Origin of the sequence: Nitrospira sp. NS4, assembly GCF_049546785.1 — a bacterium.
GTDB lineage: Bacteria > Nitrospirota > Nitrospiria > Nitrospirales > Nitrospiraceae > Nitrospira_D.
The window spans coordinates 171,935-192,263 of sequence record NZ_JBMWAN010000002.1 but is presented as its reverse complement, the minus strand read 5'-3'; the positions used below and the strand labels follow the sequence as shown (position 1 = coordinate 192,263).

Annotated in this window: 21 protein-coding genes; 15 read left to right on the top strand and 6 right to left on the bottom strand. The window is 58.9% G+C overall.

Annotation, left to right across the window (positions count from 1 at the left end; all coding sequences use genetic code 11):
• Positions 1-4: 4 nt before the first annotated feature.
• From xseA to ACO9S2_RS05355, 4 genes are read left to right on the top strand one after another with little or no spacing between them, the layout of a single operon-like run.
• Positions 5-1,363, top strand: coding sequence for an exodeoxyribonuclease VII large subunit (gene xseA / locus ACO9S2_RS05370; RefSeq protein ID WP_423720919.1), 1,359 nt, complete (start codon positions 5-7; stop codon positions 1,361-1,363).
• A 57-nt stretch (positions 1,364-1,420) separates the two neighbouring features.
• A complete protein-coding gene (gene xseB, locus ACO9S2_RS05365; RefSeq protein WP_423720918.1) occupies positions 1,421-1,678 on the top strand; it encodes an exodeoxyribonuclease VII small subunit in 258 nt (85 codons plus the stop codon).
• A gap of 51 nt (positions 1,679-1,729) precedes the next feature.
• Entirely contained in the window at positions 1,730-2,530 is an 801-nt protein-coding gene (locus tag ACO9S2_RS05360; protein ID WP_423720917.1) for a TlyA family RNA methyltransferase, read from the top strand.
• Between the two features lie 13 nt (positions 2,531-2,543).
• The gene (locus ACO9S2_RS05355; RefSeq protein ID WP_423720915.1) at positions 2,544-3,467 is read left to right on the top strand and encodes an NAD-dependent epimerase/dehydratase family protein; all 924 of its coding nucleotides are present in this window, start codon (positions 2,544-2,546) and stop codon (positions 3,465-3,467) included.
• 65 nt (positions 3,468-3,532) lie between these two features.
• On the opposite strand, the gene ACO9S2_RS05350 is transcribed toward ACO9S2_RS05355, so the two are convergent.
• Entirely contained in the window at positions 3,533-3,853 is a 321-nt protein-coding gene (locus ACO9S2_RS05350; protein ID WP_423720914.1) for a rhodanese-like domain-containing protein, read from the bottom strand.
• 433 nt (positions 3,854-4,286) lie between these two features.
• On the opposite strand from ACO9S2_RS05350, the gene cutA reads away from it, so the two are divergent.
• The 3 genes from cutA to ACO9S2_RS05335 all read left to right on the top strand — a co-directional run bounded on the left by cutA (position 4,287) and on the right by ACO9S2_RS05335 (position 7,627).
• Positions 4,287-4,619, top strand: a complete 333-nt coding sequence (gene cutA, locus ACO9S2_RS05345) for a divalent-cation tolerance protein CutA (protein ID WP_423720913.1) — start codon at positions 4,287-4,289, stop codon at positions 4,617-4,619.
• Between the two features lie 124 nt (positions 4,620-4,743).
• Positions 4,744-5,772 carry a M23 family metallopeptidase gene (locus ACO9S2_RS05340; protein WP_423720912.1) on the top strand — a complete coding sequence of 343 codons (1,029 nt, stop codon included), beginning with the start codon at positions 4,744-4,746 and terminating at the stop codon, positions 5,770-5,772.
• Between the two features lie 169 nt (positions 5,773-5,941).
• A complete protein-coding gene (locus ACO9S2_RS05335) occupies positions 5,942-7,627 on the top strand; it encodes a formate--tetrahydrofolate ligase (protein WP_423721562.1) in 1,686 nt (561 codons plus the stop codon).
• Between the two features lie 6 nt (positions 7,628-7,633).
• Here ACO9S2_RS05335 and hflC read toward each other — a convergent pair whose 3' ends face one another.
• Positions 7,634-8,494 (bottom strand): protease modulator HflC, encoded by an 861-nt coding sequence (hflC, locus tag ACO9S2_RS05330; protein ID WP_423720911.1) that lies wholly within the window; start codon positions 8,492-8,494, stop codon positions 7,634-7,636.
• Positions 8,491-9,525, bottom strand: coding sequence for an FtsH protease activity modulator HflK (gene hflK, locus ACO9S2_RS05325; RefSeq protein WP_423720909.1), 1,035 nt, complete (start codon positions 9,523-9,525; stop codon positions 8,491-8,493). Before hflK ends, hflC begins: the two co-directional genes overlap by 4 nt.
• 106 nt (positions 9,526-9,631) lie before the next feature.
• Between hflK and ACO9S2_RS05320 the strand changes: the two genes are divergently transcribed.
• The 3 genes from ACO9S2_RS05320 to ACO9S2_RS05310 are packed head-to-tail and all read left to right on the top strand — an operon-like array spanning position 9,632 to position 11,528.
• The gene (locus tag ACO9S2_RS05320) at positions 9,632-9,967 is read left to right on the top strand and encodes an ArsR/SmtB family transcription factor (RefSeq protein ID WP_423720908.1); all 336 of its coding nucleotides are present in this window, start codon (positions 9,632-9,634) and stop codon (positions 9,965-9,967) included.
• Positions 9,968-10,020: 53 nt separating this feature from the next.
• Positions 10,021-11,112, top strand: a complete 1,092-nt coding sequence (gene arsB, locus ACO9S2_RS05315) for an ACR3 family arsenite efflux transporter (RefSeq protein WP_423720907.1) — start codon at positions 10,021-10,023, stop codon at positions 11,110-11,112.
• Positions 11,109-11,528 (top strand): arsenate reductase ArsC, encoded by a 420-nt coding sequence (locus ACO9S2_RS05310; protein WP_423720906.1) that lies wholly within the window; start codon positions 11,109-11,111, stop codon positions 11,526-11,528. Before arsB ends, ACO9S2_RS05310 begins: the two co-directional genes overlap by 4 nt.
• Positions 11,529-11,562: 34 nt before the next feature.
• On the opposite strand, the gene ACO9S2_RS05305 is transcribed toward ACO9S2_RS05310, so the two are convergent.
• The 3 genes from ACO9S2_RS05305 to ACO9S2_RS05295 are packed head-to-tail and all read right to left on the bottom strand — an operon-like array spanning position 11,563 to position 14,938.
• Positions 11,563-12,696: an inorganic phosphate transporter gene (locus ACO9S2_RS05305; protein ID WP_423720905.1), complete on the bottom strand. Its 1,134-nt coding sequence runs from the start codon at positions 12,694-12,696 to the stop codon at positions 11,563-11,565.
• 5 nt (positions 12,697-12,701) lie between these two features.
• Positions 12,702-13,742 carry an arsenosugar biosynthesis radical SAM (seleno)protein ArsS gene (gene arsS, locus ACO9S2_RS05300; protein WP_423720904.1) on the bottom strand — a complete coding sequence of 347 codons (1,041 nt, stop codon included), beginning with the start codon at positions 13,740-13,742 and terminating at the stop codon, positions 12,702-12,704.
• A gap of 8 nt (positions 13,743-13,750) precedes the next feature.
• A complete protein-coding gene (locus ACO9S2_RS05295; protein ID WP_423720903.1) occupies positions 13,751-14,938 on the bottom strand; it encodes a methyltransferase domain-containing protein in 1,188 nt (395 codons plus the stop codon).
• 325 nt (positions 14,939-15,263) lie between these two features.
• On the opposite strand from ACO9S2_RS05295, the gene ACO9S2_RS05290 reads away from it, so the two are divergent.
• The 5 genes from ACO9S2_RS05290 to ACO9S2_RS05270 all read left to right on the top strand — a co-directional run bounded on the left by ACO9S2_RS05290 (position 15,264) and on the right by ACO9S2_RS05270 (position 20,151).
• Positions 15,264-15,578 (top strand): HigA family addiction module antitoxin, encoded by a 315-nt coding sequence (locus ACO9S2_RS05290; RefSeq protein WP_423720902.1) that lies wholly within the window; start codon positions 15,264-15,266, stop codon positions 15,576-15,578.
• Positions 15,579-15,707: 129 nt separating this feature from the next.
• Positions 15,708-16,052 carry an addiction module antidote protein gene (locus tag ACO9S2_RS05285; protein WP_423720901.1) on the top strand — a complete coding sequence of 115 codons (345 nt, stop codon included), beginning with the start codon at positions 15,708-15,710 and terminating at the stop codon, positions 16,050-16,052.
• Positions 16,006-16,230 carry a helix-turn-helix domain-containing protein gene (locus ACO9S2_RS05280; protein WP_423720900.1) on the top strand — a complete coding sequence of 75 codons (225 nt, stop codon included), beginning with the start codon at positions 16,006-16,008 and terminating at the stop codon, positions 16,228-16,230. Before ACO9S2_RS05285 ends, ACO9S2_RS05280 begins: the two co-directional genes overlap by 47 nt.
• A gap of 79 nt (positions 16,231-16,309) precedes the next feature.
• Entirely contained in the window at positions 16,310-18,307 is a 1,998-nt protein-coding gene (locus ACO9S2_RS05275) for an ATP-dependent nuclease (protein ID WP_423721561.1), read from the top strand.
• Entirely contained in the window at positions 18,304-20,151 is a 1,848-nt protein-coding gene (locus tag ACO9S2_RS05270; protein WP_423720899.1) for a UvrD-helicase domain-containing protein, read from the top strand. The genes ACO9S2_RS05275 and ACO9S2_RS05270 overlap by 4 nt, the downstream gene beginning before the upstream one ends.
• Positions 20,152-20,329 lie beyond the last annotated feature (178 nt).

The window sequence follows — 20,329 nt, the reverse complement described above, 5'->3', positions numbered from 1 at the left end:
ATCCATGTTCCCTTCTCCCGCGCCGATCCGACAGATTCTGACCGTGTCGGAACTGACCGGTTTGGTCCGGTCGGCTCTCGAAACCGGCTTCCCCGAGGTGTGGCTGGAGGGGGAAGTTTCAAATCTTCGCGCTCCGGCCTCCGGCCATCTCTATCTGACCCTGAAAGACGAGTCGAGTCAGATCCGCGCAGTCCTGTTCAAGGGCGCGGCGGTTCGGCTGCGCTTTGCGTTGGAGGATGGCCTCCACGTCGTGGCGCGGGGGCGGGTGACGGTCTACGAGCCTCGGGGCGAATATCAGATCATTCTGGACTATGTGGAGCCCAAGGGGCGCGGGGCATTGCAGGTAGCGTTCGAGCAGTTGAAGGCGCGGCTCGCCGCGGAAGGACTGTTCGATGCGGAGCGTAAGCGGCCGCTTCCCGAGTGGCCGCGCGCCGTCGGCGTGGTCACTTCGCTGAGCGGAGCCGCTGTGCGCGATGTGTTGACCGTGCTGCATCGGCGCTGTCCCACCTTGCGGATCATTATCGTCCCGGTGCAAGTACAGGGGGACGGTTCTGGGGAGCAGATTGCGGCCGCGATCCGGACCCTCAGCGATTCGGGTTGGGTCGATGTCATGATCGTGGGGCGCGGGGGCGGCTCGCTGGAGGATCTCTGGAGTTTCAATGAGGAGATCGTGGTGCGGGCGATCGCCGCGTCTCGTGTCCCTGTGGTCTCCGCCGTCGGACATGAGACGGATGTGACGCTGGCCGATTTTGCCGCAGATCTCCGCGCGCCGACGCCGTCGGCGGCTGCCGAGGCCGTGGCGCCTCTGCTGGCGCAGATCGTGAGCCGGCTGGCGGAATTGACGGCGCGGCTTCAGCAGGCTGTGACGCGCCGGACCGATGAGGAGCGTCAGCGGTTGCGGTTGGCCACGCACCGAATGGCGGCGGTGCGCTATCGGATTCAGGAGGAGCTGCAGCGGGTTGATGCCGCAGTGTTCGGAATGACAGCTGCGGTGCGCCGGGCTGTGCAGGCCGGTCAGGACCGTGTGCAGCGTGTTGAGCGGGCCTTGATGGCGGGGAGTCCTGAAGCAAAAGTCCGCCATGGGCTTGCCGTGGTTCCGCAATTACTCAGCCGCCTGCATCGCGGCATGCGGCAAGAAATTCTGAGTCGTACGCAGCGGGTCCAAGCGTCCCTCGGGAATTTGCACGCGCTCAGCCCGCTCGCGACCTTAGGGCGGGGATACAGCATTCTCCGGCGCGCTCCGTCCGGTCCTGTGATTCGCACGGTGGATGATGTGGCGGTCGGAGAGGATCTTCGCGCGCAGTTGGTCAACGGACAGCTGCTCTGTACGGTGAGGGCGGTGAAGCCGGATAACGCGGTTTGAAATCACCCGACGAGTGGTTATAATGCACGGAGTCATTTTTACGATAAGGGGTCGATTGTGGCGGCTGTGAAGTTTGAACAGGCGATGGCGCGCCTCGAAGCGATTGTCGGGGAGTTGGAAAAGGGCGACCTTCCGCTGGACGAATCTCTCAAGATTTTCGAGGAGGGCATTCGGCTGTCGAAGAACTGTCTCAAAGTATTGGAAGAGGCCGAACACAAAGTGGAAGTCCTGGTGCAGGACAAGAACGGCAAGAAGCAGTTGCGCGCATTCTCTCTTGATGACGATGATGCCGATGCGGCCTCGCTTGAGTCGTAGGCGGCCCGCGTCGGCCCGCGTCATTCTCCCTTAACCCCCTCTTTCTCACGCATGGGAACTCAGACGCGCCCTTCAAAAGACCGGCTTGACCGAGTGTTGGTTGCGCGCGGTTTGGCCCAGAGCCGGGATGTGGCCGTTCGCATGATCCTCGCCGGAGAAGTGCGGTTGGACGGGGCGCTGGCCGACAAGCCGGCGAAGCTCGTTCCTCTTGACGCGGCGATCGATCTGGTCTCGCAGGGAAGCCGGTTTGTGAGCCGGGGCGGGGACAAGCTCACGGCTGCGCTCGATGCGTGCGCCGTCGATTTGCGGGGAGCCGTCTGCCTCGATGTGGGGTGTTCGACCGGGGGATTTACCGATTGTCTCCTGCAACGCGGCGCCGCGCGCGTCTATGCCGTCGATGTCGGATACGGCCAGTTCGACTGGCGCCTGCGTCAGGACCCTCGCGTGACCCTGTTCGAGCGCACCAACGTTCGTTACGTTGATCGGTCGCTCATCCCGGAGCCGGTTTCCCTGGTGGTGATCGATGTCTCTTTTATCTCTCTCACGATGGTCTTGCCGCCGATTATCCAGTTCCTGCGTTCCGGCGCGATCGTCATTGCCCTGGTAAAGCCCCAATTCGAAGTGGGGAAGGGGCAGGTCGGACGCGGCGGGATTGTTCGCGATGAAGGGCTGCGACAGTCGGCGCTGCAACGGATTCTTACCTCTGCCGCGCAGCTCGGACTCGTGTCCACGGCCACGCTCGATTCTCCCATTAAGGGCAAGAAGGGCAATCTCGAATTTTTGGCAATTTTCAAGTTCGATTCGGCAAATTATGCTATGAAGGACACGGACACGCGCAGCGGATCCTCATGAGTTGGAGGGATGAATGAAGGTGTTGGTTACGGGTGGCGCAGGGTTTATTGGCTCCCATGTGGTCGATCGGCTGGTCGAAGAAGGCCATGAGGTGGTGGTCGTTGATAATCTGTCGACCGGGAAACGCAAACACGTCAACCGTGCCGCCCGCCTCTACAAGGTCGATATTCAGAGTTGGCGTCTGGAGAGGATTTTCCGCAACGAGCGGCCCAACGTTGTGATTCATCTGGCGGCGCAGGTCAGCGTCAGAAAGTCCGTCGAGGACCCGGTGTTTGATGCGCAGGTGAATATTCTGGGCACGATGAATGTGGTGCATCAGGCGGTGCTGCATGGGGCCAGGAAAGTGGTGTTCTCCTCATCCGGCGGGGCGATCTACGGTGAGCAGGAAACCTATCCCGCCCCGGAGTCGCACCCTACGAATCCCTTGTCCCCCTATGGGATCAGCAAATTGTGCGGGGAACACTACGTGTCGTATTTTCAGCGGACAAGTGGGATTCAGACCGTCTGCCTGCGGTATGCGAATGTGTATGGGCCGCGGCAGGATCCGGAAGGCGAGGCGGGGGTGGTCGCGATTTTCATCCAGAAGGTGCTGAATAATGAGCAACCCATCATCAACGGGAATGGTCGTCAGACCCGTGACTTCGTGTTCGTCGATGACGTGGTTGAGGCCAATCTGGCAGTCATGGGCCAGCAGACGAAGGGTGTGTATAACGTTGGCACGGGGGTGGAGACCTCAATTAACGAACTCTTTAGGATGGTGGCCGATCTCACCGGAGCTTCCGCCAAAGAAGTGCATGGTCCGGCCAAAAAAGGGGAGCAGATGCGCAGCCTCGTGGATTCCACCAAAATCCGCCAAGAGCTTGGTTGGGAGGTGAAGGTTGATCTCGCCGAGGGCCTCAAGAAAACGGTAGCGTTTTTCCGCGAGAAAATTAGTTGAGCACAAAACTACATCTCAGGACGAGAGTTCATCCCGCGCATAGTTTGACAATGGCAGGGACTTGGTCAGTATCGGGGGACGCTGCCATCGACCTGGGTTGACCAGGCGTCGATTCCCCCGACCAGATTCTTCACATTTGGGAACCCCTGCTGAACCAGGAAGCCTGTGGCATCGGCGCTGCGCATCCCGTGGTGGCAATAGGCGATAATTTCTGTGTTCTTGTCCAGCTTTGCGAGGGAGTGCGGCAAGGTGCCCAGAGGGATCAGGACCGATCCATCCAGTTTTGCCAGGGCATGTTCCCAGGGTTCGCGGACGTCCAGCAGAACGAGTTTATCCCCTTTATCCAGTCTGGCCTTCAGTTCCTTCACTCCAATGGAATAGCTCATCGAAAGTCCTCCTCAACAAGTGCGAAGTCCATCATAAGTGACCGCTAAAAAGTCTGTCAAATTTTCCTGCTCAGGAGTTCTCTCAGGAATATGCGACCTGTGCTGTAGATCACGAGGACCTTGTAGAAGGTAGGTACTAGACGAGTGGCAAGGTTTTGCGAGTGGTACTGGAAATTGTCTTCCTGTAGCAATTTGCGAACAGTGGGGTTGAGATGACCGCCGATAGAGACGGCAATGAAATATATAAGTAATTGAAATATTGACATATTTTATATTCATTGATGCTGCAGAATGGGTACAGAAGTTGCGACAGGCGTCACAGGGAGACCTTCTGGCTGTCCAGTGATATGCCAGGACCCATCTCTCTCTGTGAAGGAAATGCGTTAAGGGAATCGATTAGGGCCATGGGGCTCGGTAAGGTTTTGGGAAAGAAATGACGACAGATCAGAAGGACATCGTGGTGATATTGGTTGCGACTTCCGGACTCGATGAGGCCAGGAAGATAGCCAACGCCGTCCTGACCGCTCGCTATGCAGCCTGTGTCACGATCGTTCCGTCAGTCCACTCGATGTACTGGTGGGAGGGCAAAATTGCGCAGGAGGAGGAGTCGATGTTGGTCGTCAAGACAACAGGCGATCAATACGGGGCCATCGAAAAAGCGATCAAAGAATTGCATTCTTACAAGGTTCCTGAGATCGTGGCGGTAGCAGTCAAAGACGGGCTCCCACAATATCTAGAGTGGGTCAGGCGAGAGGTGTCCATCTAATTGGTAATTTGGGTTGAGCCTGGTTTCTGAAGTATCAAAATGGTTGACCCTGGTCGGTAGTGAAGGTAGAGTACGATCATTCTAAAGGGTGCAGGGTCCCCCGGACATCGAGGGAGTGAAGAGCATGGGACAAACAGCAAATCAAGAGAGCAGCGACGCCTACACCGTCGTCATTTTTCGCGGGTCTACTGCGAAGCCGCTTCGCTTCAGTTTTTCGAGGAAATTTGTTCGTAACTTATTGATTGCCTGTTGTATTTGCCTCTTGGCCGATATCCTGGTTATTTCCCATTATGTGGTCCGGACCGGCGAAGTATGGGAGCTATCCGCCTTCCGGACAGAGGCGATGAGTGCCCGTCAGCAGACTGCCGCCTTTTCTTCTGCGATCGAAGACCTCAAAAAGCGCATCGGGGCGATGAAAGAGGTCAACCAACGTCTCAGGGTGATGTTGGGCATCGATACCTCGAGCAGGCCTGGTGATCTGGTAAACGGGCGTGGCGGTGAGGAAACCCCGCTTCCTGAAGGTTCCGTGGTTCCAGGAATGGACAAGTCGAAGGCGTCTGACGATTCCCAATCCTCCCTGGGTCCCGTACAGGTCGGAGAAGGGCAGGCAAATTCCGGATCCGGAGATACGCAGGGCACTGATCAAGAGGTCTTGGCGTCCGTTAAGGAAAACCTGGAGTGGTTGACAAAAGAGGCTGAAAACCAAGAGAAAATCTTGAATGAGCTGTCGCAGGTTGCAGAGCAGCGGTCCTCCCGCTGGGCGGCGACTCCATCCATCTGGCCTGTAAAGGGGTGGGTTACGTCCGGGTACGGTCCTCGGGTTTCCCCGTTTACCGAAAAGCCGGCCTGGCACGATGGCCTTGATATTGGAGCGGCTCCGAATGCTCCGGTGCAGGCCCCTGCGCAAGGCAGAGTCACCTCAGTGGGATTCGATCCCAAGCTCGGGAATTTAGTTCGTCTCGATCACGGATTCGGCATTGAAACGATCTATGGCCACTTGGCGAAGTCCCTTGTGAAGGAGGGACAGCGAGTAAAGCGCGGCGATGTGGTGGGCCTTGTCGGAAGCACCGGTCTGGCTACCGGTCCCCATCTTCACTACATGGTCAAGGTCAACGGACAGGCGCTCGATCCCAACAAGTATATTCTGGAGTAGACCTCACCGGTTTCCCTCGGTTGCCTTCAACTGCCGACTCAAGGGAAACTGTGAGCCAGTCGGCTTTTCACCCGTTATCCCCCTCGCAATCAACCCCCTAGCCCTGCAGCAGAGGCATAGTGTACCCTGCGCCGGACATTCGTGATTCAAATTGTATTTCCACAGGGTCATTGTGACTGATCTGGAAATCGCCCGATCCGTTAGACCTCGCCCGATCCTCGATATCGCCGAGCAGCTTGGTCTGCAAGCCGACGAAGTCGTGGTATTCGGCTCAAGCAAGGCTAAAATCTCATTGCGGGTGCTGAATCGCCTGAAGGCCCGTCCCTTAGGACGCTATGTTCTGGTGACGGCGATTAACCCCACCCCTCTCGGCGAAGGAAAGACCACGACATCGATCGGGCTGGCTATGGGGCTGTCCCGCTTGGGCAAGCGCGCGGCTGTGACCCTCAGGCAGCCGTCCCTCGGTCCGGTATTTGGAATCAAGGGCGGCGGCACCGGAGGCGGGCGTGCTCAGGTGCTTCCCATGGAGGAGATCAATCTGCATCTTACCGGCGATGCCCACGCGGTCGCTGCGAGCCATAATCTCCTTTCCGCCTTTCTGGACAATCACCTCTTTCACGGCAACGAGCGCGGTTTGGATATTGGCCGAATTACCTGGCCCAGAACGTTGGGGGTCAGTGACCGCGCGCTTCGCCGGATCATGGTAGGGGAGGAGGCACAGCGGCATGGCGGGCAGTTTGTGATCACTGAAGCCTCAGAAATCATGGCCGTGCTTGCCCTGGCATCGAGTCAAGCCGATCTCCGTCAGCGGCTTGGCCGGATCATAGTGGGAATGAAGCAATCCGGCGCTGTCGGGACCGCCGAAGAACTGGGCTGCGCGGGGGCAATGGCGGTCCTGTTGAAGGACGCGTTGCTCCCCAATCTGGTGCAGACATTAGAGGGAACCCCGGCTTTTGTGCATACCGGCCCGTTCGGCAATATCGCCCATGGCAATTGTTCCATCCTTTCCGATGCCGTGGCGCTCAGGTGTGCGGATTATGTCGTCACGGAGGCCGGGTTCGGGAGCGATCTGGGCGCCGAGAAGTTTTTTAACATCAAGTGCCGGGTGTCGGGGTTGAAACCGGCTGCCGCTGTCGTGGTGGCGACATTACGGGCGCTCAAGCTGCATGGCGGGGGAGGCGTTGCCAAAGCGGGCGCGCCATTGCCTCCCGGATTGACCGGTCCCAATCAGGCGGCCCTGGAGAAGGGCTTCGCGAATCTGGAACAACATATCGCCAATGCGCGGGCCCATGGCATTCCGGTCGTCGTGGCGGTCAACGCGTTCAAAGGCGATGTTCCTGCCGAATTGGAATGGGTTCGAAATCGGTCTCGGGAGGCCGGCGCGATCGACGCCGCGGTCTCGACGCACTGGGCCGACGGCGGGCGAGGCGCTGAACAACTGGCCGATGTCGTGATTCGTGCGGTGGAACAGCCTGCCAACTTTACCCATCTCTACGATGTCCATTGGCCGATCAGGAAGAAGATCGAAACGATTGCTTCGCAGATGTATGGGGCGGCCGGGGTGAAGTTCGAGCCCGATGCGGAACGCCAGATTGACGTAGCGGAAGCGCTAGGTTTTGGGAAACTCCCTGTCTGCATGGCCAAGACGCCGCTCTCCCTGTCGCATGATCCGTCGCTCAAGGGGAGACCCACCGGGTTTACGGTCCCGATCAGGGAATTGCGCATCCTCGCGGGAGCGGGGTTTGTCACGGCGGTCTGCTCAGGGATTCAGCTGATGCCGGGATTGCCGAAGAAACCGGCCGGTGAGCGGATCGACCTGGATCCGGTGAGCGGAGAAATCGTGGGGCTGTCGTAAGAAGACCTATCGCTGTTTCAGATAGCGGAAGAATTCTGAATCCGGACTCATCACCAGCGTCGACTTGTCCTTGAAGGTCTTCTTGTAGGCTTCCATCGAACGGGTGAACTCGAAGAACTTCGGGTCCTGCCGATAGGCATCGGCGTACACTTTGAAAGCTTTGGCGTCTCCGGCCCCGCGCAGTTCTTCCGCTTCCTTGTAGGCTTCAGCCAAAATAATCTCCCGGTCCTTTTCCGCTTCGGAGCGGATCTTCTGCGCTTCTTCGGCGCCTTCGGCGCGGTATTGTTTCGCCTGCCGCTCCCGTTCGGCTTGCATGCGGGCGAACACGGCTTTTTCGTTCTGTTCGGGGAGATCGGCGCGTTTGATCCGCACGTCCTGGATCTCGATTCCGTAGGCAGAGGCCTTCTCGTTGGATCGTTGGGTCACGACCTTCATGAGGTCCGCCCGAGTCGTCGAGACGATTTCAGCCAGATCGTGCCGGCCTAATTCGATGCGGAGCTCGGAATAGATGATGTCATGCAGACGCTGCAGCGCTCCCCGCTGGCTTTGAAAATTTTGATAGACCTTCAAGGGGTCGGTGATACGCCACTTGGCAAAGTTGTCGAGGAGCAGCGTTTTCTTGTCTTGCGTGATCACGTCCTGGGCATCGGAGTCGTAGTCGAGGAGACGCTTATCGAAGTAGGTGACCTCTTGAATGAACGGCACTTTAACGTAGAGCCCCGGCTCTGTGATGTTCTTCACCGGGGCGCCCAACTGGACGACAATGGCGTTTTGCGTCACGTCCACGACGAACAGCGGCGACGCGCCTAACACGAAGAGGCCGACGACCACAGCAAGTATGGCGATGGTCACTCCCTGCTTGCTCACGGTTTCTGCTCCTCGGCGGCGGGGCCGGTTCGCGCTTTCAGGCGATCGAGTGGAAGGTAGGGCAGGACACGTTCGCCGCCCTTGCCGTCGATGATGACTTTATCAATCGTGGGGAGGATCTCTTCCATCGTCTCGATATAGAGCCGCTTGCTGATGATGTCTTTGGCCTGATTGTATTCTTTGAGCGTCGCCACAAAGCGATTGGCTTCGCCCTGTGCCCGATTCAGCCGCGCCTGGGCATAGCCCTTGGCCTGATTCACCATCTGGGCGGCTTCACCTTTGGCCTTCGGGAGAATGTCGTTGCGATAGCCCTGCGACTGGTTGATCAGCTTTTCCCGATCTTCCTTGGCGTTGGTCACATCTTTGAAGGCTGCGGCCACTGCGTCAGGCGGGGCGACGTCTTGAAGCTGCACGGCGGCGATCTGCACGCCGGCGCGATACTGATCGAGAATCGCCTGGAGCAGCACCTGGGTGTCCTGCTGGATTTGCGCCTTGCCCGTGGTCAACGCTTCGTCAATCTTGCTCTTGCCGACCACTTCTCGCATCGACGCCTCGGCGGCCTTTCCGATGGTGTCGTGGATATCGGCGACGCTGAACAGGTAGTTCGAGGCTTCCTTGATCTTGTACTGCACGATGAATTCGATGGCGAGGATGTTCATGTCGCCGGTGAGCATCAGCGCTTCCTGGGGGAGCATCTGCTGACGGCCCTGACGATCGGTGCGGAAGCCCACCTCCACACGGTGGAGTTTTTCAACTTTGGGCTGCAAGACGGTTTCGACAAGGGGAATCTTGAAGTGCGGACCGGGGCCGACGGTCCTGACCGGAGCGCCGAACTGCTTCACGACTCCCTCCTCGTCCGGGGCCACGATAAAGGTGCTCTGCCAGATGAGGAAAATCACCGCCCCCACGAGGAGGAGACTCTTGACCCCGCCGGAGGGGAGAACACCACGCAGCTGAGACTGAGCCTCTTTGAAGGCATCATCCAGCTTGTCGCTCCGTTTGTTCCAGGGATCGTTGGGATTCCAGACCATGACAATCAGGCGGAAGGTTGAGTGTGCGCGAACCGGTCGTACACTAGCAGAGTGAGTCCCCGCACGCAACCGGCCTTTCTCGGGCTTGATCAATCAAGATATATTGATGTATAAGAAGGCCATGCAAGGCGTGACGGGCAAGAACCGGGAGAAAGTCGCGGCGGTGTTCTCCGCCCTCGGGGATGAAACGCGGCTCGAAATCCTCGCGCAGTTGCGCGGGGGCGAGCGCTGCGTCTGCGAGTTGACCGAGGCCATTGAAACCGGCCAGTCCCGGTTGTCGTTCCATCTCAAAGTGCTGAAAGAGGCGGGACTGATCAAGGATCGACCGGAGGGGCGATGGATCTATTACTCGATCCATGCCGACGCGATGGAGGAGCTTGAGGACATGGTGCGGCTCCTGAGGGAAGGTGGAAAAGCCTCGCGGGGAACATCCCGCTGCTGAATATTTTTTTGCCGCATATATCAATAATTGTTGATCAATTGAGAGAAGCGATCATGGAGGCAGTCATACGCGCGGCACCGCCTGCAACGGAGAAGCGGCTCAATCTGTTTGAGCGCTATCTCACTCTGTGGGTCGGCCTCTGCATGGCGGGTGGTGTGCTGCTCGGACAATGGGCGCCGGGGATGGTCCAGACACTCCGCACCTGGGAATTCGGCGAGGGGAGTCACATCAATTTCCCGATGGCCGTCCTCATCTGGCTCATGATCATCCCCATGATGATGAAAGTCGACTTTGCCTCGCTCAAACGGGTGCGTGAGCGGCCCACGGGATTGGCGGTCACCCTCGTCGTTAATTGGGTGGTCAAGCCCTTCTCGATGGCTCTGCTGGCATGGGTCTTTTTCAAGTTCCTGTTTGCTCCCTGGATCGGCGCGGCAGAGGCGGACCAGTACATCGCGGGATCCATCATCCTCGCCGCCGCGCCTTGCACGGCGATGGTCTTTGTCTGGAGCTATCTGACCGATGGCGATCCGGCTTATACCCTGGTGCAGGTCTCGGTCAACGACCTCATCATGCTGGTGCTCTTTGCGCCGATCGTCGGCCTCCTCGTCAGCGGGGCCTCATCGCTCTCCATTCCCCTGCCGGTCCTGCTCTATTCCGTGATGGCGTTCATCGTGATCCCGTTGGTCATCGGAACACTGGTGCGGATCTGGCTGATCCGGCAACGGGGACTGCGCTGGTTTGAGTCGGAATGTCTTCCGCGCTTTGCTCCGGTGACGATGACGGCGCTGCTGCTGACTCTCCTCATGATCTTTGCGTTTCAAGCCGACAATATTCTCGGGAAGACCGTCCATGTCGCATTGATCGCCGTGCCCATTCTCTTCCAAGTGTATTTCAACGCGTCGTTGGCGTATGGACTGATGAAATGGCTCCGGGTCCCGTATGCCGTGGCGGCGCCGGGGGCCTTGATCGGGGCGAGTAATTTCTTCGAACTGGCCGTGGCCACGGCGATTGCCTTGTTCGGGCCGGAGTCCGGCGCCGCACTGGCGACCGTGGTCGGCGTCCTGGTGGAAGTGCCGGTGATGCTCTCCGTCTGCCATGTCTGCAACCGGACGCGCCATTGGTTTCCCGCGCCGGAGGCCGCATGAAGCCGCGGGTATTGTTTCTCTGCACCGGCAATTCCGCGCGCAGTCAGATGGCGGAAGGGTGGCTGCGGCATCTGGCGGGCGACCGCTTTGACGTCTTCAGTGCTGGCACCCATCCGGTCGGGCTCAATCCCGGTTCCGTGGAAGTTATGGCAGAAGTCGGGATTGATATTGCCGGGCACCGGTCGAAAGGTGTGAATGAATTCACCGATCAATCGTTCGACTATGTGGTGACGGTCTGCGATCGGGCGAAGGAAACCTGTCCGCTCTGGCCGGGCCGGACCAGACTGATCCATTGGAGCTTCGACGACCCGGCGGCCGTCACCGATGCCGACGCGTACCGACAGACCTTTCGCCGCGTGCGCGACGAGATTGCGGAGCAGATTCGCCTCTTTCTTAGGTCTTGCCGTATGGCCTAACGGGATCCGTCTGTTGCGCGCTTGCGAGATCCGTCTAGATCAGTCGCGAGAGGAGCAGATAGGTAAGGCACGCCAACAGAGCCGCGGCCGGCAGCGTGACGATCCAGGCCAGGACCATGTCGCGCACGGTTGTCCATTGTACGGCCTTCAGGCCCTTGAGCAGACCGATACCGATAATGGCCGAGCTGCTGACGTGGGTCGTCGAGACGGATAGCCCCAGTGTGCCCGAGACGAGTACGAGTGTGGAGGTTGTCAGGTTGGCGGACAATCCTTCCGCATGATTCATCTTCGTGACTTTCTCTGCGAGCACTTCCGTCACACGGAGGCCTCCAAAGTAACTACCGAGCCCCATGGCCAGCGCCACCCCTCCGAAGGCGGCCAGCTTCAGTGACTCGCTCGGCCATACGGCGGATGAACTGCCGAGCAATAGCATGGCCACAATCTTCGGCGCATCGTTGGTGCCCCGCGCAAAGGATGCCAGGCCGCTGGAGAGCCAGTGGATCGTATCGAGCCCCACGACCAGCCCCTGTAGACCGGCTCGATCGCATTGCGACGGGACTGCCATGACCGGCGAACTGAAGTTCGTGGTCTGAAACAGAGTTCTGGTGCCGCCGTGTGCGTCAATGGCGACTAACGCTCGTGAAACCGGCATCACGCACACACAGGCACCCTCCCACTTTCTTGCGAGCGTGCGAACCGCAGGATGGATCAGCCGCGAGACGGCGAAGGCGAGGACGGGGCTCAGCAGTAACGGGAGAACGATCTTCTTCCCAATCGCGGGCCAGATCAATCCCTCTCCCGCAAAGGCGATGAGGCCCGTACCCACAATGGCGCCAGTGAGTGCATGGGTCGTCGAGATGGGCAGACCGGTGCGCGACGCAATCAGAACCCACGCCATCGCTCCAATCAAGACAGCTAGAGCGACAGTCGGTTGAAGGGTTGTGCCTGTCTGGATGAGGCCATGGCTGAAGGTCTTTACCATCGCGCTCGCTACAATCGCGGAGGCGGTCGCGCCAGCGATTGTCCAGACGGTTCCCCACATGATTGCCGTGCGATAGCTGGTGACGCCGCTGCCCACCAACGTGGCGATGGCTTTCGAGACGTCGTTGGTGCCGTTGGCAAAGGCGAGGGCAAGGACCAGCAAGAAAGCGAGAACGGATAGTTCCATGGCGGTTATGAGGCGACGGCGCCGCCGCAGGAGGAGCCGGAACCGGCCGTGCAACCGTAACAATGATTGCGGGTCACGATCCGGCGGTGCTGAAGCTGGGCCGGGTCGAAATCGCGAATGTGGGCCGGAACGCCGCCCTCGAGTGGGAGTTCCAGCATCTGGTTGAAGTCGCAATCGTACAGCCTGCCGTCCCAGCTCACCGACAGGGTATAGCGGCACATCACGCCGGCGGCGGCCGCTGGATTGAACGCGTTGGCGAGCCGCTCCATGTAGCCCTCGTAGTTGCCGCTCTCCATGAGGAACTCTAGAAACCGGCTCACCGGCATGTTGGTAATGGTGTAGAGATGGTTGAACTCCACTCCATGCCGGGTGCGCAGCTCTTTCCGGAATTGCGCTTCGATGGCTTCCTGCTTCGGAGGAAGGAAGGCACCGACGGGATTGTGCACGAGATTCAAGAGCAGGCCGCTGTCGGGGCGGCCATAGCCCAACTGATTGAGTCGCTTCAGGGCTTCGATCGACTTGTCGAAAATACCCTCGCCCCGCTGGGCATCGGTCTGGCTGGCCCGGTAGTAGGGCAGCGACGCCACCACCTCCACGCGATGGGCAGCCAGGAATTCAGCGAGGTCTGCCTGGGATGGGACCAGCAGGATCGAGAGATTGCACCGGTCCATGATATGCCGGCCGAGCGCATGGGCCTGCTCCACCAGCCAACGGAAATTTTGGTTCAGCTCCGGCGCGCCACCGGTGATATCGACGGTGGGAATGTCAGTCTGAGCCAGTGCCGCGATGCAGAGTTCGGCCGTTTCCCGCGACATGCTCTCCGTGCGATCGGGACCGGCATCCACATGGCAATGACGGCAGGTCTGGTTGCAGAGTTTGCCCACGTTGATTTGGAAGACGGTGATGCCGGTGGCGTGAAGCGGAAGCAGCCCGCACTGAGCCAGTTTAGCCTCGAAGGAGGGAATGCCGGTCGTCTGATCAAGAATCCGCAATTGCTCAGCAGCAGAAGCCAGCGGATTCTGGCGGCCTAGTAGCGTGAGCGCCATCGTCGTGCCTAGCAGCAGCCGCCGGTCGGCGCGCAGCTGGTTGCCGCGCCGCCCACCGGCTCGCTGGCCCGGTTGAGGATCGCGAAGTGGGGGGCGTAGCCGTCCGTTTCAAGAACCGTGAGCGTCTTGGAGCAGATTTCCAACGGCTCGCCGCGTCGAAAGACATGGTGATCATCGTCCTGCGCTTCCACGAAGGGGCCGGCCAGGAGGGCGAAATCGCCTTTCCACACGCAGGGAGTCTGTTCGGGAAGCACGGCGCTCCAGCGTGGATCTGTCTGGTCCAGCGTCACCGGATCTTGTGACAAGACAAACAGCGATGCAAAGGGTGGCTGGCTCAGCAACAGCGCCGATTCCGCGGTGAGTGCTTGTGGAATCCCGCGTCGATACGTTGTCCCTTGTTCATCTACCACGCGGCTGAAGGGGCCTCGCAATGTGGCATAGCGTGGGCCTGCGGTTGATGTGGTCGCCGGGAGTTTGTAGCCGGTTAACGTCACCGAAAAGAAATGGATGCCGTCGATCCGTTGCCAGGGGGACGACTTGATCAGATGGATGCCGGCAAACCCCGCCTCCGTCATGCCTGCCATATAGTCGGTGAGTGTCAGGGCGCCGGACAGGCAGTCGCCCCACTTCTCCGCGTCGTGGACCAGATATTGCGGGACGGGCTGGTCGGCGACAATATCCGAGATCGTGAACCGCCCGCCGGGCTTGGCGACGCGGGACATTTCACGGAAGACCTTGCGCTTGTCCGGGGCTAGATTGATCACGCAATTGGAGATGATCAAATCGACCGTGCCGTCCGCCACCGGCATGGCATCGGCCAGGCCTTTCCGGAATTCGACATTGGGGGAGGGGTAGCCGAGATTGCCGGCCACGATCACGGCGTTCCTGCGCGCGATCTCCAACATCGTATCCGTCATGTCGATCCCGATCACATGACCGGTCGGGCCCACGAGGCGCGAGGCCTCAAAACAATCGATGCCGCCTCCCGACCCGATATCCAGGACCGTTTCCCCGGCGCTCACGGTTTTCAGCCCGGCGGGTGTGCCGCAGCCGTAGGAAATCTTGAGGACCTCCTCGGGAATAAAGGTCTTGAGGTGGCTCATGTCATAGCTGGTAGGGCAACACATCTGCTCGCCGGAACTGGCGGCCCGGGCGTAACGATCGCTGACCTTTTTCTCGATTTCGTCTATCGGCATGGTGTCCTCATCATCGCGATGACTTACAGAATGCGCTTATGTACCAACCCCTCCGGATCTACGTCAACCTGGAGCTGATGGATGTGGTGGGAATCATGGGGATAAAGACACCCACTGAGCGCCACCCTCGGCCAGTTCCGCGACCAAGGGTTCATCAGCATGGACGGCCGGACAATGACGATTGTCAATCAGGAGGGGGTGAGGAAGCTCATCGGATGAGGGGTATTCTTGATGATCATCATGCGCGGCGTTACTATCAGCCTCTGTGATTACATCATTCAAATGCTTCTGACATAGAAGCGCTTTCGGTTGAGTGAGGAGCGCCATGCGCAAGCTGAAACCTGTGACTCCAGGGGAATTATTGCGGGAAGAGTTTCTGAAGCCAATGGAAATTAGCCAATACCGATTGGCCAAAGAGATCGGCGTGCCGGCACAGCGTATCGGAGACATTGTGGCGGGCAAGCGTTCCATTACAGCCGACACGGACTTGCGCCTCTGCCGGTTCTTCGGCCTGTCGAACGACTATTGGCTGAGAGCCCAGGCCGCTTGCGACATCGAAGTGGCCGAACGGGCGCTGGGTGCGAAGTTGTCGAAGATCAAGCCATGGTCTGGATCAAAGGCCTTGAAGGCCGCATCCTGAGCCGCCTGTTCCGGGTGAAGGGCTCGTTCGGATGGACAGCCAGACTCAGACGATCGTCAATCAGAACGGGTTGAGCAAGCTTATCGGATGAAAGATTGGCACTGATCGCAGGTACTTGCCGCAGCGACGATGAAAAAGACCACCACACTCCGGTACGACGTGGCGGACCATCTGAGAACGCCGGAAGAGATGGCCGTTTATGTGGAGGCCATGTTTGAGGAGGCTAACGGCGATGCGGCCTGTATTGCCAAAGCCTTGGGGGACGTGGCTCGATCCAAGGGCATGGCAAAAGTGGCGCGAGAGGCGGGCCTGTCACGTGAGAGCCTGTACAAGGCTCTTTCCGGCGAACGAAGCCCTGAGTTCGATACGATCCTGAAAGTGATGGGTGCATTGGGCTTGACGCTGCACGCCCAAGTTTCGAGAAGTCGTGGGTCTCGTTCACGTGCGCGTTCGTCCAGGCGGCGAGCGGCATAAAGGGGCAAGACCGGCAGGGGAATGCTGTACGAGCCTCTTGTCCTACGCTCTCATCGTGTGTAGCCGCGAAAGCGTGAGCGCTACCCTCGGCCAATTTCGCGACCAGGGGCTTATCCGCATGGACGGCCGGACGATGACGATCGTCAATCAGCCAGCGTTGAGCAAGCTCATCGGGTGAAAGATGGGTACCGCAGGTGAGAGGTGGAGAGGGGAGCGGAAGATGAGCACAAGAATAAGATTCCCGGTACAGTTTCTCCATTCCATGCAATGAAGATCGAGAAGTTTCCATCAAGAGTTTCCGTTGTTTCGGTCCGAGCGGAACCACGATTAAGTTAGAGAGCGGCGTCACGGCATTCGTTGGCAGCAATGGCTCCGGCAAGACGGCGGTCTTCCAGGCGCTGTCGCGTCTATTCGGGATCACGTCCGCACAGCGCACCGTGCGACGCCGGGACTTTCATCTGCAGGCCGACCAGCAGGAGCTTCAATCGGGAGCTACCCTGTCAATCGAGGTGGTCTTCTCCTTTCCAGAGCTAGACGACCTCGATGGAGATGAGGCTAAAGACGCGGTGCCGGAATTCTTTCAGCAGATGGCCGCTTCCGCGCCGAGCGCTCCGCTCAAGGCGAGGATGAGGCTTCAAGCGACGTGGATCGACGACGGCACGCCTGATGGCAGCATCGACGAGGATCTTCGCTGGATCACCACGCTCGATGACGATTTTGAATGGGATGATTGCAGGCTTGTGCAGGCGGTGGAGCGGGGCTCCATCCAGCTCATCTACGTCCCGGCTACCCGGGATGCGGCGGGTCAAGTGACCGCCTTGATTAAGGGGCGTCTGTGGCAGGCGGCGAAATGGTCCGACCAGTTGCGGGACCGCAGTGCGGCAAGTGCCAAGAAGATTCAACAGCAGTTCGAGCGAGAGGGGCCTGCGGAGTTTATCATCGAGCGACTTTCTCGGCGCTGGAAGCAGGTCCATGAGGCAGATACGGATACCAAACCGGTCCTGCGCCTCATCGAAGGCCGTTTCGAAGAGCTGGTTCGCAAGGCCGAGTTCACCTTCTTTCCCGACGAGGCGGGGCAGGAGCGCTCGCTCGCAGACCTCAGCGACGGCCAGCGCTCTCTCTTCCACATCGCGCTTACGGCTGCGATGTTGGAAGTCGAGAAAGACCTGTTTGCTCAACCTTCCGAGGAGAGCTTTTTCGACGAAGAGAGGCTGCGGCGGACCTACCTAACATTCCTTGCAATCGAGGAGCCCGAGAACAGCCTTTCCCCCTTCTTCCTCTCCCGCATCGTCTCGCAGGCCAGGGAGATCGGTGCTTTTCCATCCGCGCAGGTCGCGCTGTCAAGTCACTCGCCTGCGATCCTCAGCCGCATCGAGCCGGAGGAGGTCCGCTACTTCCGGCTCAATCGAGAAAAACGGTGTGCTCTTGTACGGCGGCTTACACTGCCGAAAGGCGATGAAGAAGCGAGCCAGTATATCCGTCTCGCGATCAGGGCGCATCCCGAGCTCTACTTCGCCCGATTCGTCATTCTCGGTGAGGGCGACTCAGAGCGGTTTTTGATTCCGCCCATCGCAGAGGCGATGGACGTTCAGCTCGATTCTTCCTTCGTACCCATCGTGCCTTTGGGTGGAAGACATGTCAGTCACTTCTGGAGGCTTCTGAACAATCTCCGCATCCCCCACGCGACCTTGCTCGATCTTGACCTCGGAAGAGTACACGGCGGCGCAGCCTTGATCGCCGATGTGGTCGCGAAGCTAGGGGAGATCAAGAACGATCTCGCGGATAACTCCCTTGTTAAGGACGGCACAATTGATCCAGCCAACCTGGACGCTATCGAGGACAACGAACTCCTGGATGAGGGCGAGAACCATAACTGGCTGAAAGCCCTGAAGGAGGAGGGAATATTCTTCTCGTTTCCCCTCGACATTGATTTCGCGATGTTGAGGGCTTTCCCGGATGCCTATCACCGTCCCAATTCCGGAGGCCGCGGACCGCGCGGGGACGCTAACGCGATTCGCGACAAAAAGGCCGTTACCCTCAAGACCAATGGCAAGCCCGAGCTGTACGACGATGAATACGACGATGGGTTCAAGTGGTATCCGTACCTGTTTTTGAGCCGAAGCAAGCCCGAGACGCACATTGCCGCGCTCGCACGTATCGAAGATGACACTCTCTTGGAGAACATCCCACCGGAGCTAAAGGCGCTGATCGAGCACCTACAGGCAAAACTCGGTCTTGAGGACGAAGTCGAATGAGTGTCGTGCGCCTCGAAGACTGGAGACCACAAGGGGTCGCTGGTCTTGAGCCGCGAGCGTGGGAGGCGTTGCGGCAAACGGAACGAAGCGTTCTTGTCACTGCGGGGGCGGGTGCGGGAAAGACGGAGTTTCTGGCGCAGAAGGCCACCTATCTTCTCCAGACTGGGTTGTGCCCCGCGCCGAAGCGTGTCCTCGCCATCAGCTTCAAGCGCGACGCCGCCCGCAATCTCGCCGAACGGGTGGCAAAGCGCTGCCCACCGGAGCAGGCCCGCCGATTCAACTCCTACACGTTTGACGCATATGCAAAGGGCCTCGTGGATCGTTTTCGCGCGGCGATTCCAGCCCCCTATCGGCCCCCTGCAGGCTACCGGATAGTGATGCCGAAAAGGCAGGATTACGAGGACTTTCTGAACGCCCACAACTTCCGTGGCGTGAACGTTCAGGAGCTTGAGCGCACGATAGCCAGAACGCGACTGCCGGTCGCCAATGCAGGCTCGGAGCTTCAACGTGTAGTCGCGGAGTATTGGCGCACCCAGTACAACAACTATGACCCTGCCTCGCTATCATTTCTGATGCTTAACCGGCTCGTTGAATTCCTTATCCGAGAGAACCCTTCGATTCTTAGAGCCATGCGTCTTACTTACCCCATCGTGTTTCTCGACGAGTTTCAGGACACAACCTTCGCCCAGTTCCAGCTTCTGCGTGCTGCGTTCGAGGGCAGCGAGGCGATCTTCACAGCTGTGGGCGATGACAAGCAGCGCATCATGGTGTGGGCGGACGCTATGCCGGATGCTTTCGCCAAGTTCGAGCAGCATTTCGGAGCGCAAAGGATCTCGCTAGTCTCTAACTGGCGTTCTCATGAAGATCTTGTCCGGATTCAGCACGTCGTCGCGAGCAGGATCGATCCCACCGTCGAGGAGCCTGAAGCACGCGCCGACCGCCTCGTCGACGGCGACATTTCGGCGATCTGGGAATTTGCGAGCGAGGATGAGGAAAACGTTTGCCTCGCTCAGTGGATCGATCGCGAGGTGCAGATGGGCAATGTGGAGCCTGACGATGTTGCGATTCTCGTGCGTATGCACGCTGATGAAGTGGAGGCCCGGCTTTCGCCCGCATTTGAAGCGCATGGCATCAGGCTGCGGAATGTCGCCCGTAACGTGGGCAATATTGCGATCCAGGATCTGCTTGGCGAAGATCTTACCCATGTACTTCTGCGTCTGCTACGGCTCGGCGCCACAGAGAGAAGCCCTGAGAACTGGAATGCCGCACTGTGTGATTTGCAGTTTCTCGAAGCTGTCGATCCTGCTGATGAGACAGGACTACAGCGCCTGCAGCAACGGCTTCAAGTATTCGTCCGCGAAATTCGGCAAGCAGTGCAACATCTTGATCCCGTACCAGACTCTGCAGCCGAAGCTTCGCGAATGGCCCTCGACTTCATAGGAGCACAGGTTCTGCGCCGTGCGTTTCCTTCCTATCAGCGCCTGCCTGATTTCGATCGCGTCTGGAACGGATTTGTGCTCTTGCTGCGGGAATGCTTAGAGCACGCAGAAACCTGGTCCGATGCTCTGGATAAGTTTGAAGGGCTGGGGCAGGTCGCTCTCATGACGATCCACAAGAGCAAGGGACTGGAATTCCACACGATGATCTTCTACGGACTCGACAACCAGACATGGTGGAGCCTTACACCCGGTCGCATGGAGGAGCTGAATTCTTTCTTTGTGGCCTTTACCCGTGCGAAGCAAAGGGCCTTCTTTACATTGTGCACTGGTCGGGGCCAACCGCTAGTCTGGATTGAAGATCTTCTCGCTCCAGCCGGAGTTCGTCGCGTCCGTTTCCCCGGGTAATGGGGAGACCTATGGAGAAGTTAGGAAAAGGGGTCGGGAACATTTGTTTGGGGATCGTTTTTCGGCGCGTCGTGGGAATGCCGTCGATCTGGTTGTCGGTCTGTCGCGTCTATCTGGATTCGGTGAGGGGATAGACCAACCCTGGCATCTGTCGTGTCCGGCATGGGGTACGCGCTAA

Coding starts and splice junctions, on each gene's coding strand:
- xseA (WP_423720919.1), top strand. CDS start 5: ATGTTCCCTTCTCCCGCGCCGATCCGACAGATTCTGACCGTGTCGGAA.
- ACO9S2_RS05360 (WP_423720917.1), top strand. CDS start 1,730: ATGGGAACTCAGACGCGCCCTTCAAAAGACCGGCTTGACCGAGTGTTG.
- ACO9S2_RS05355 (WP_423720915.1), top strand. CDS start 2,544: ATGAAGGTGTTGGTTACGGGTGGCGCAGGGTTTATTGGCTCCCATGTG.
- ACO9S2_RS05350 (WP_423720914.1), bottom strand. CDS start 3,853: ATGAGCTATTCCATTGGAGTGAAGGAACTGAAGGCCAGACTGGATAAA.
- cutA (WP_423720913.1), top strand. CDS start 4,287: ATGACGACAGATCAGAAGGACATCGTGGTGATATTGGTTGCGACTTCC.
- ACO9S2_RS05340 (WP_423720912.1), top strand. CDS start 4,744: ATGGGACAAACAGCAAATCAAGAGAGCAGCGACGCCTACACCGTCGTC.
- hflK (WP_423720909.1), bottom strand. CDS start 9,525: ATGGTCTGGAATCCCAACGATCCCTGGAACAAACGGAGCGACAAGCTG.
- ACO9S2_RS05320 (WP_423720908.1), top strand. CDS start 9,632: ATGTATAAGAAGGCCATGCAAGGCGTGACGGGCAAGAACCGGGAGAAA.
- arsB (WP_423720907.1), top strand. CDS start 10,021: ATGGAGGCAGTCATACGCGCGGCACCGCCTGCAACGGAGAAGCGGCTC.
- ACO9S2_RS05310 (WP_423720906.1), top strand. CDS start 11,109: ATGAAGCCGCGGGTATTGTTTCTCTGCACCGGCAATTCCGCGCGCAGT.
- ACO9S2_RS05305 (WP_423720905.1), bottom strand. CDS start 12,696: ATGGAACTATCCGTTCTCGCTTTCTTGCTGGTCCTTGCCCTCGCCTTT.
- arsS (WP_423720904.1), bottom strand. CDS start 13,742: ATGGCGCTCACGCTACTAGGCCGCCAGAATCCGCTGGCTTCTGCTGCT.
- ACO9S2_RS05295 (WP_423720903.1), bottom strand. CDS start 14,938: ATGCCGATAGACGAAATCGAGAAAAAGGTCAGCGATCGTTACGCCCGG.
- ACO9S2_RS05290 (WP_423720902.1), top strand. CDS start 15,264: ATGCGCAAGCTGAAACCTGTGACTCCAGGGGAATTATTGCGGGAAGAG.
- ACO9S2_RS05285 (WP_423720901.1), top strand. CDS start 15,708: ATGAAAAAGACCACCACACTCCGGTACGACGTGGCGGACCATCTGAGA.
- ACO9S2_RS05270 (WP_423720899.1), top strand. CDS start 18,304: ATGAGTGTCGTGCGCCTCGAAGACTGGAGACCACAAGGGGTCGCTGGT.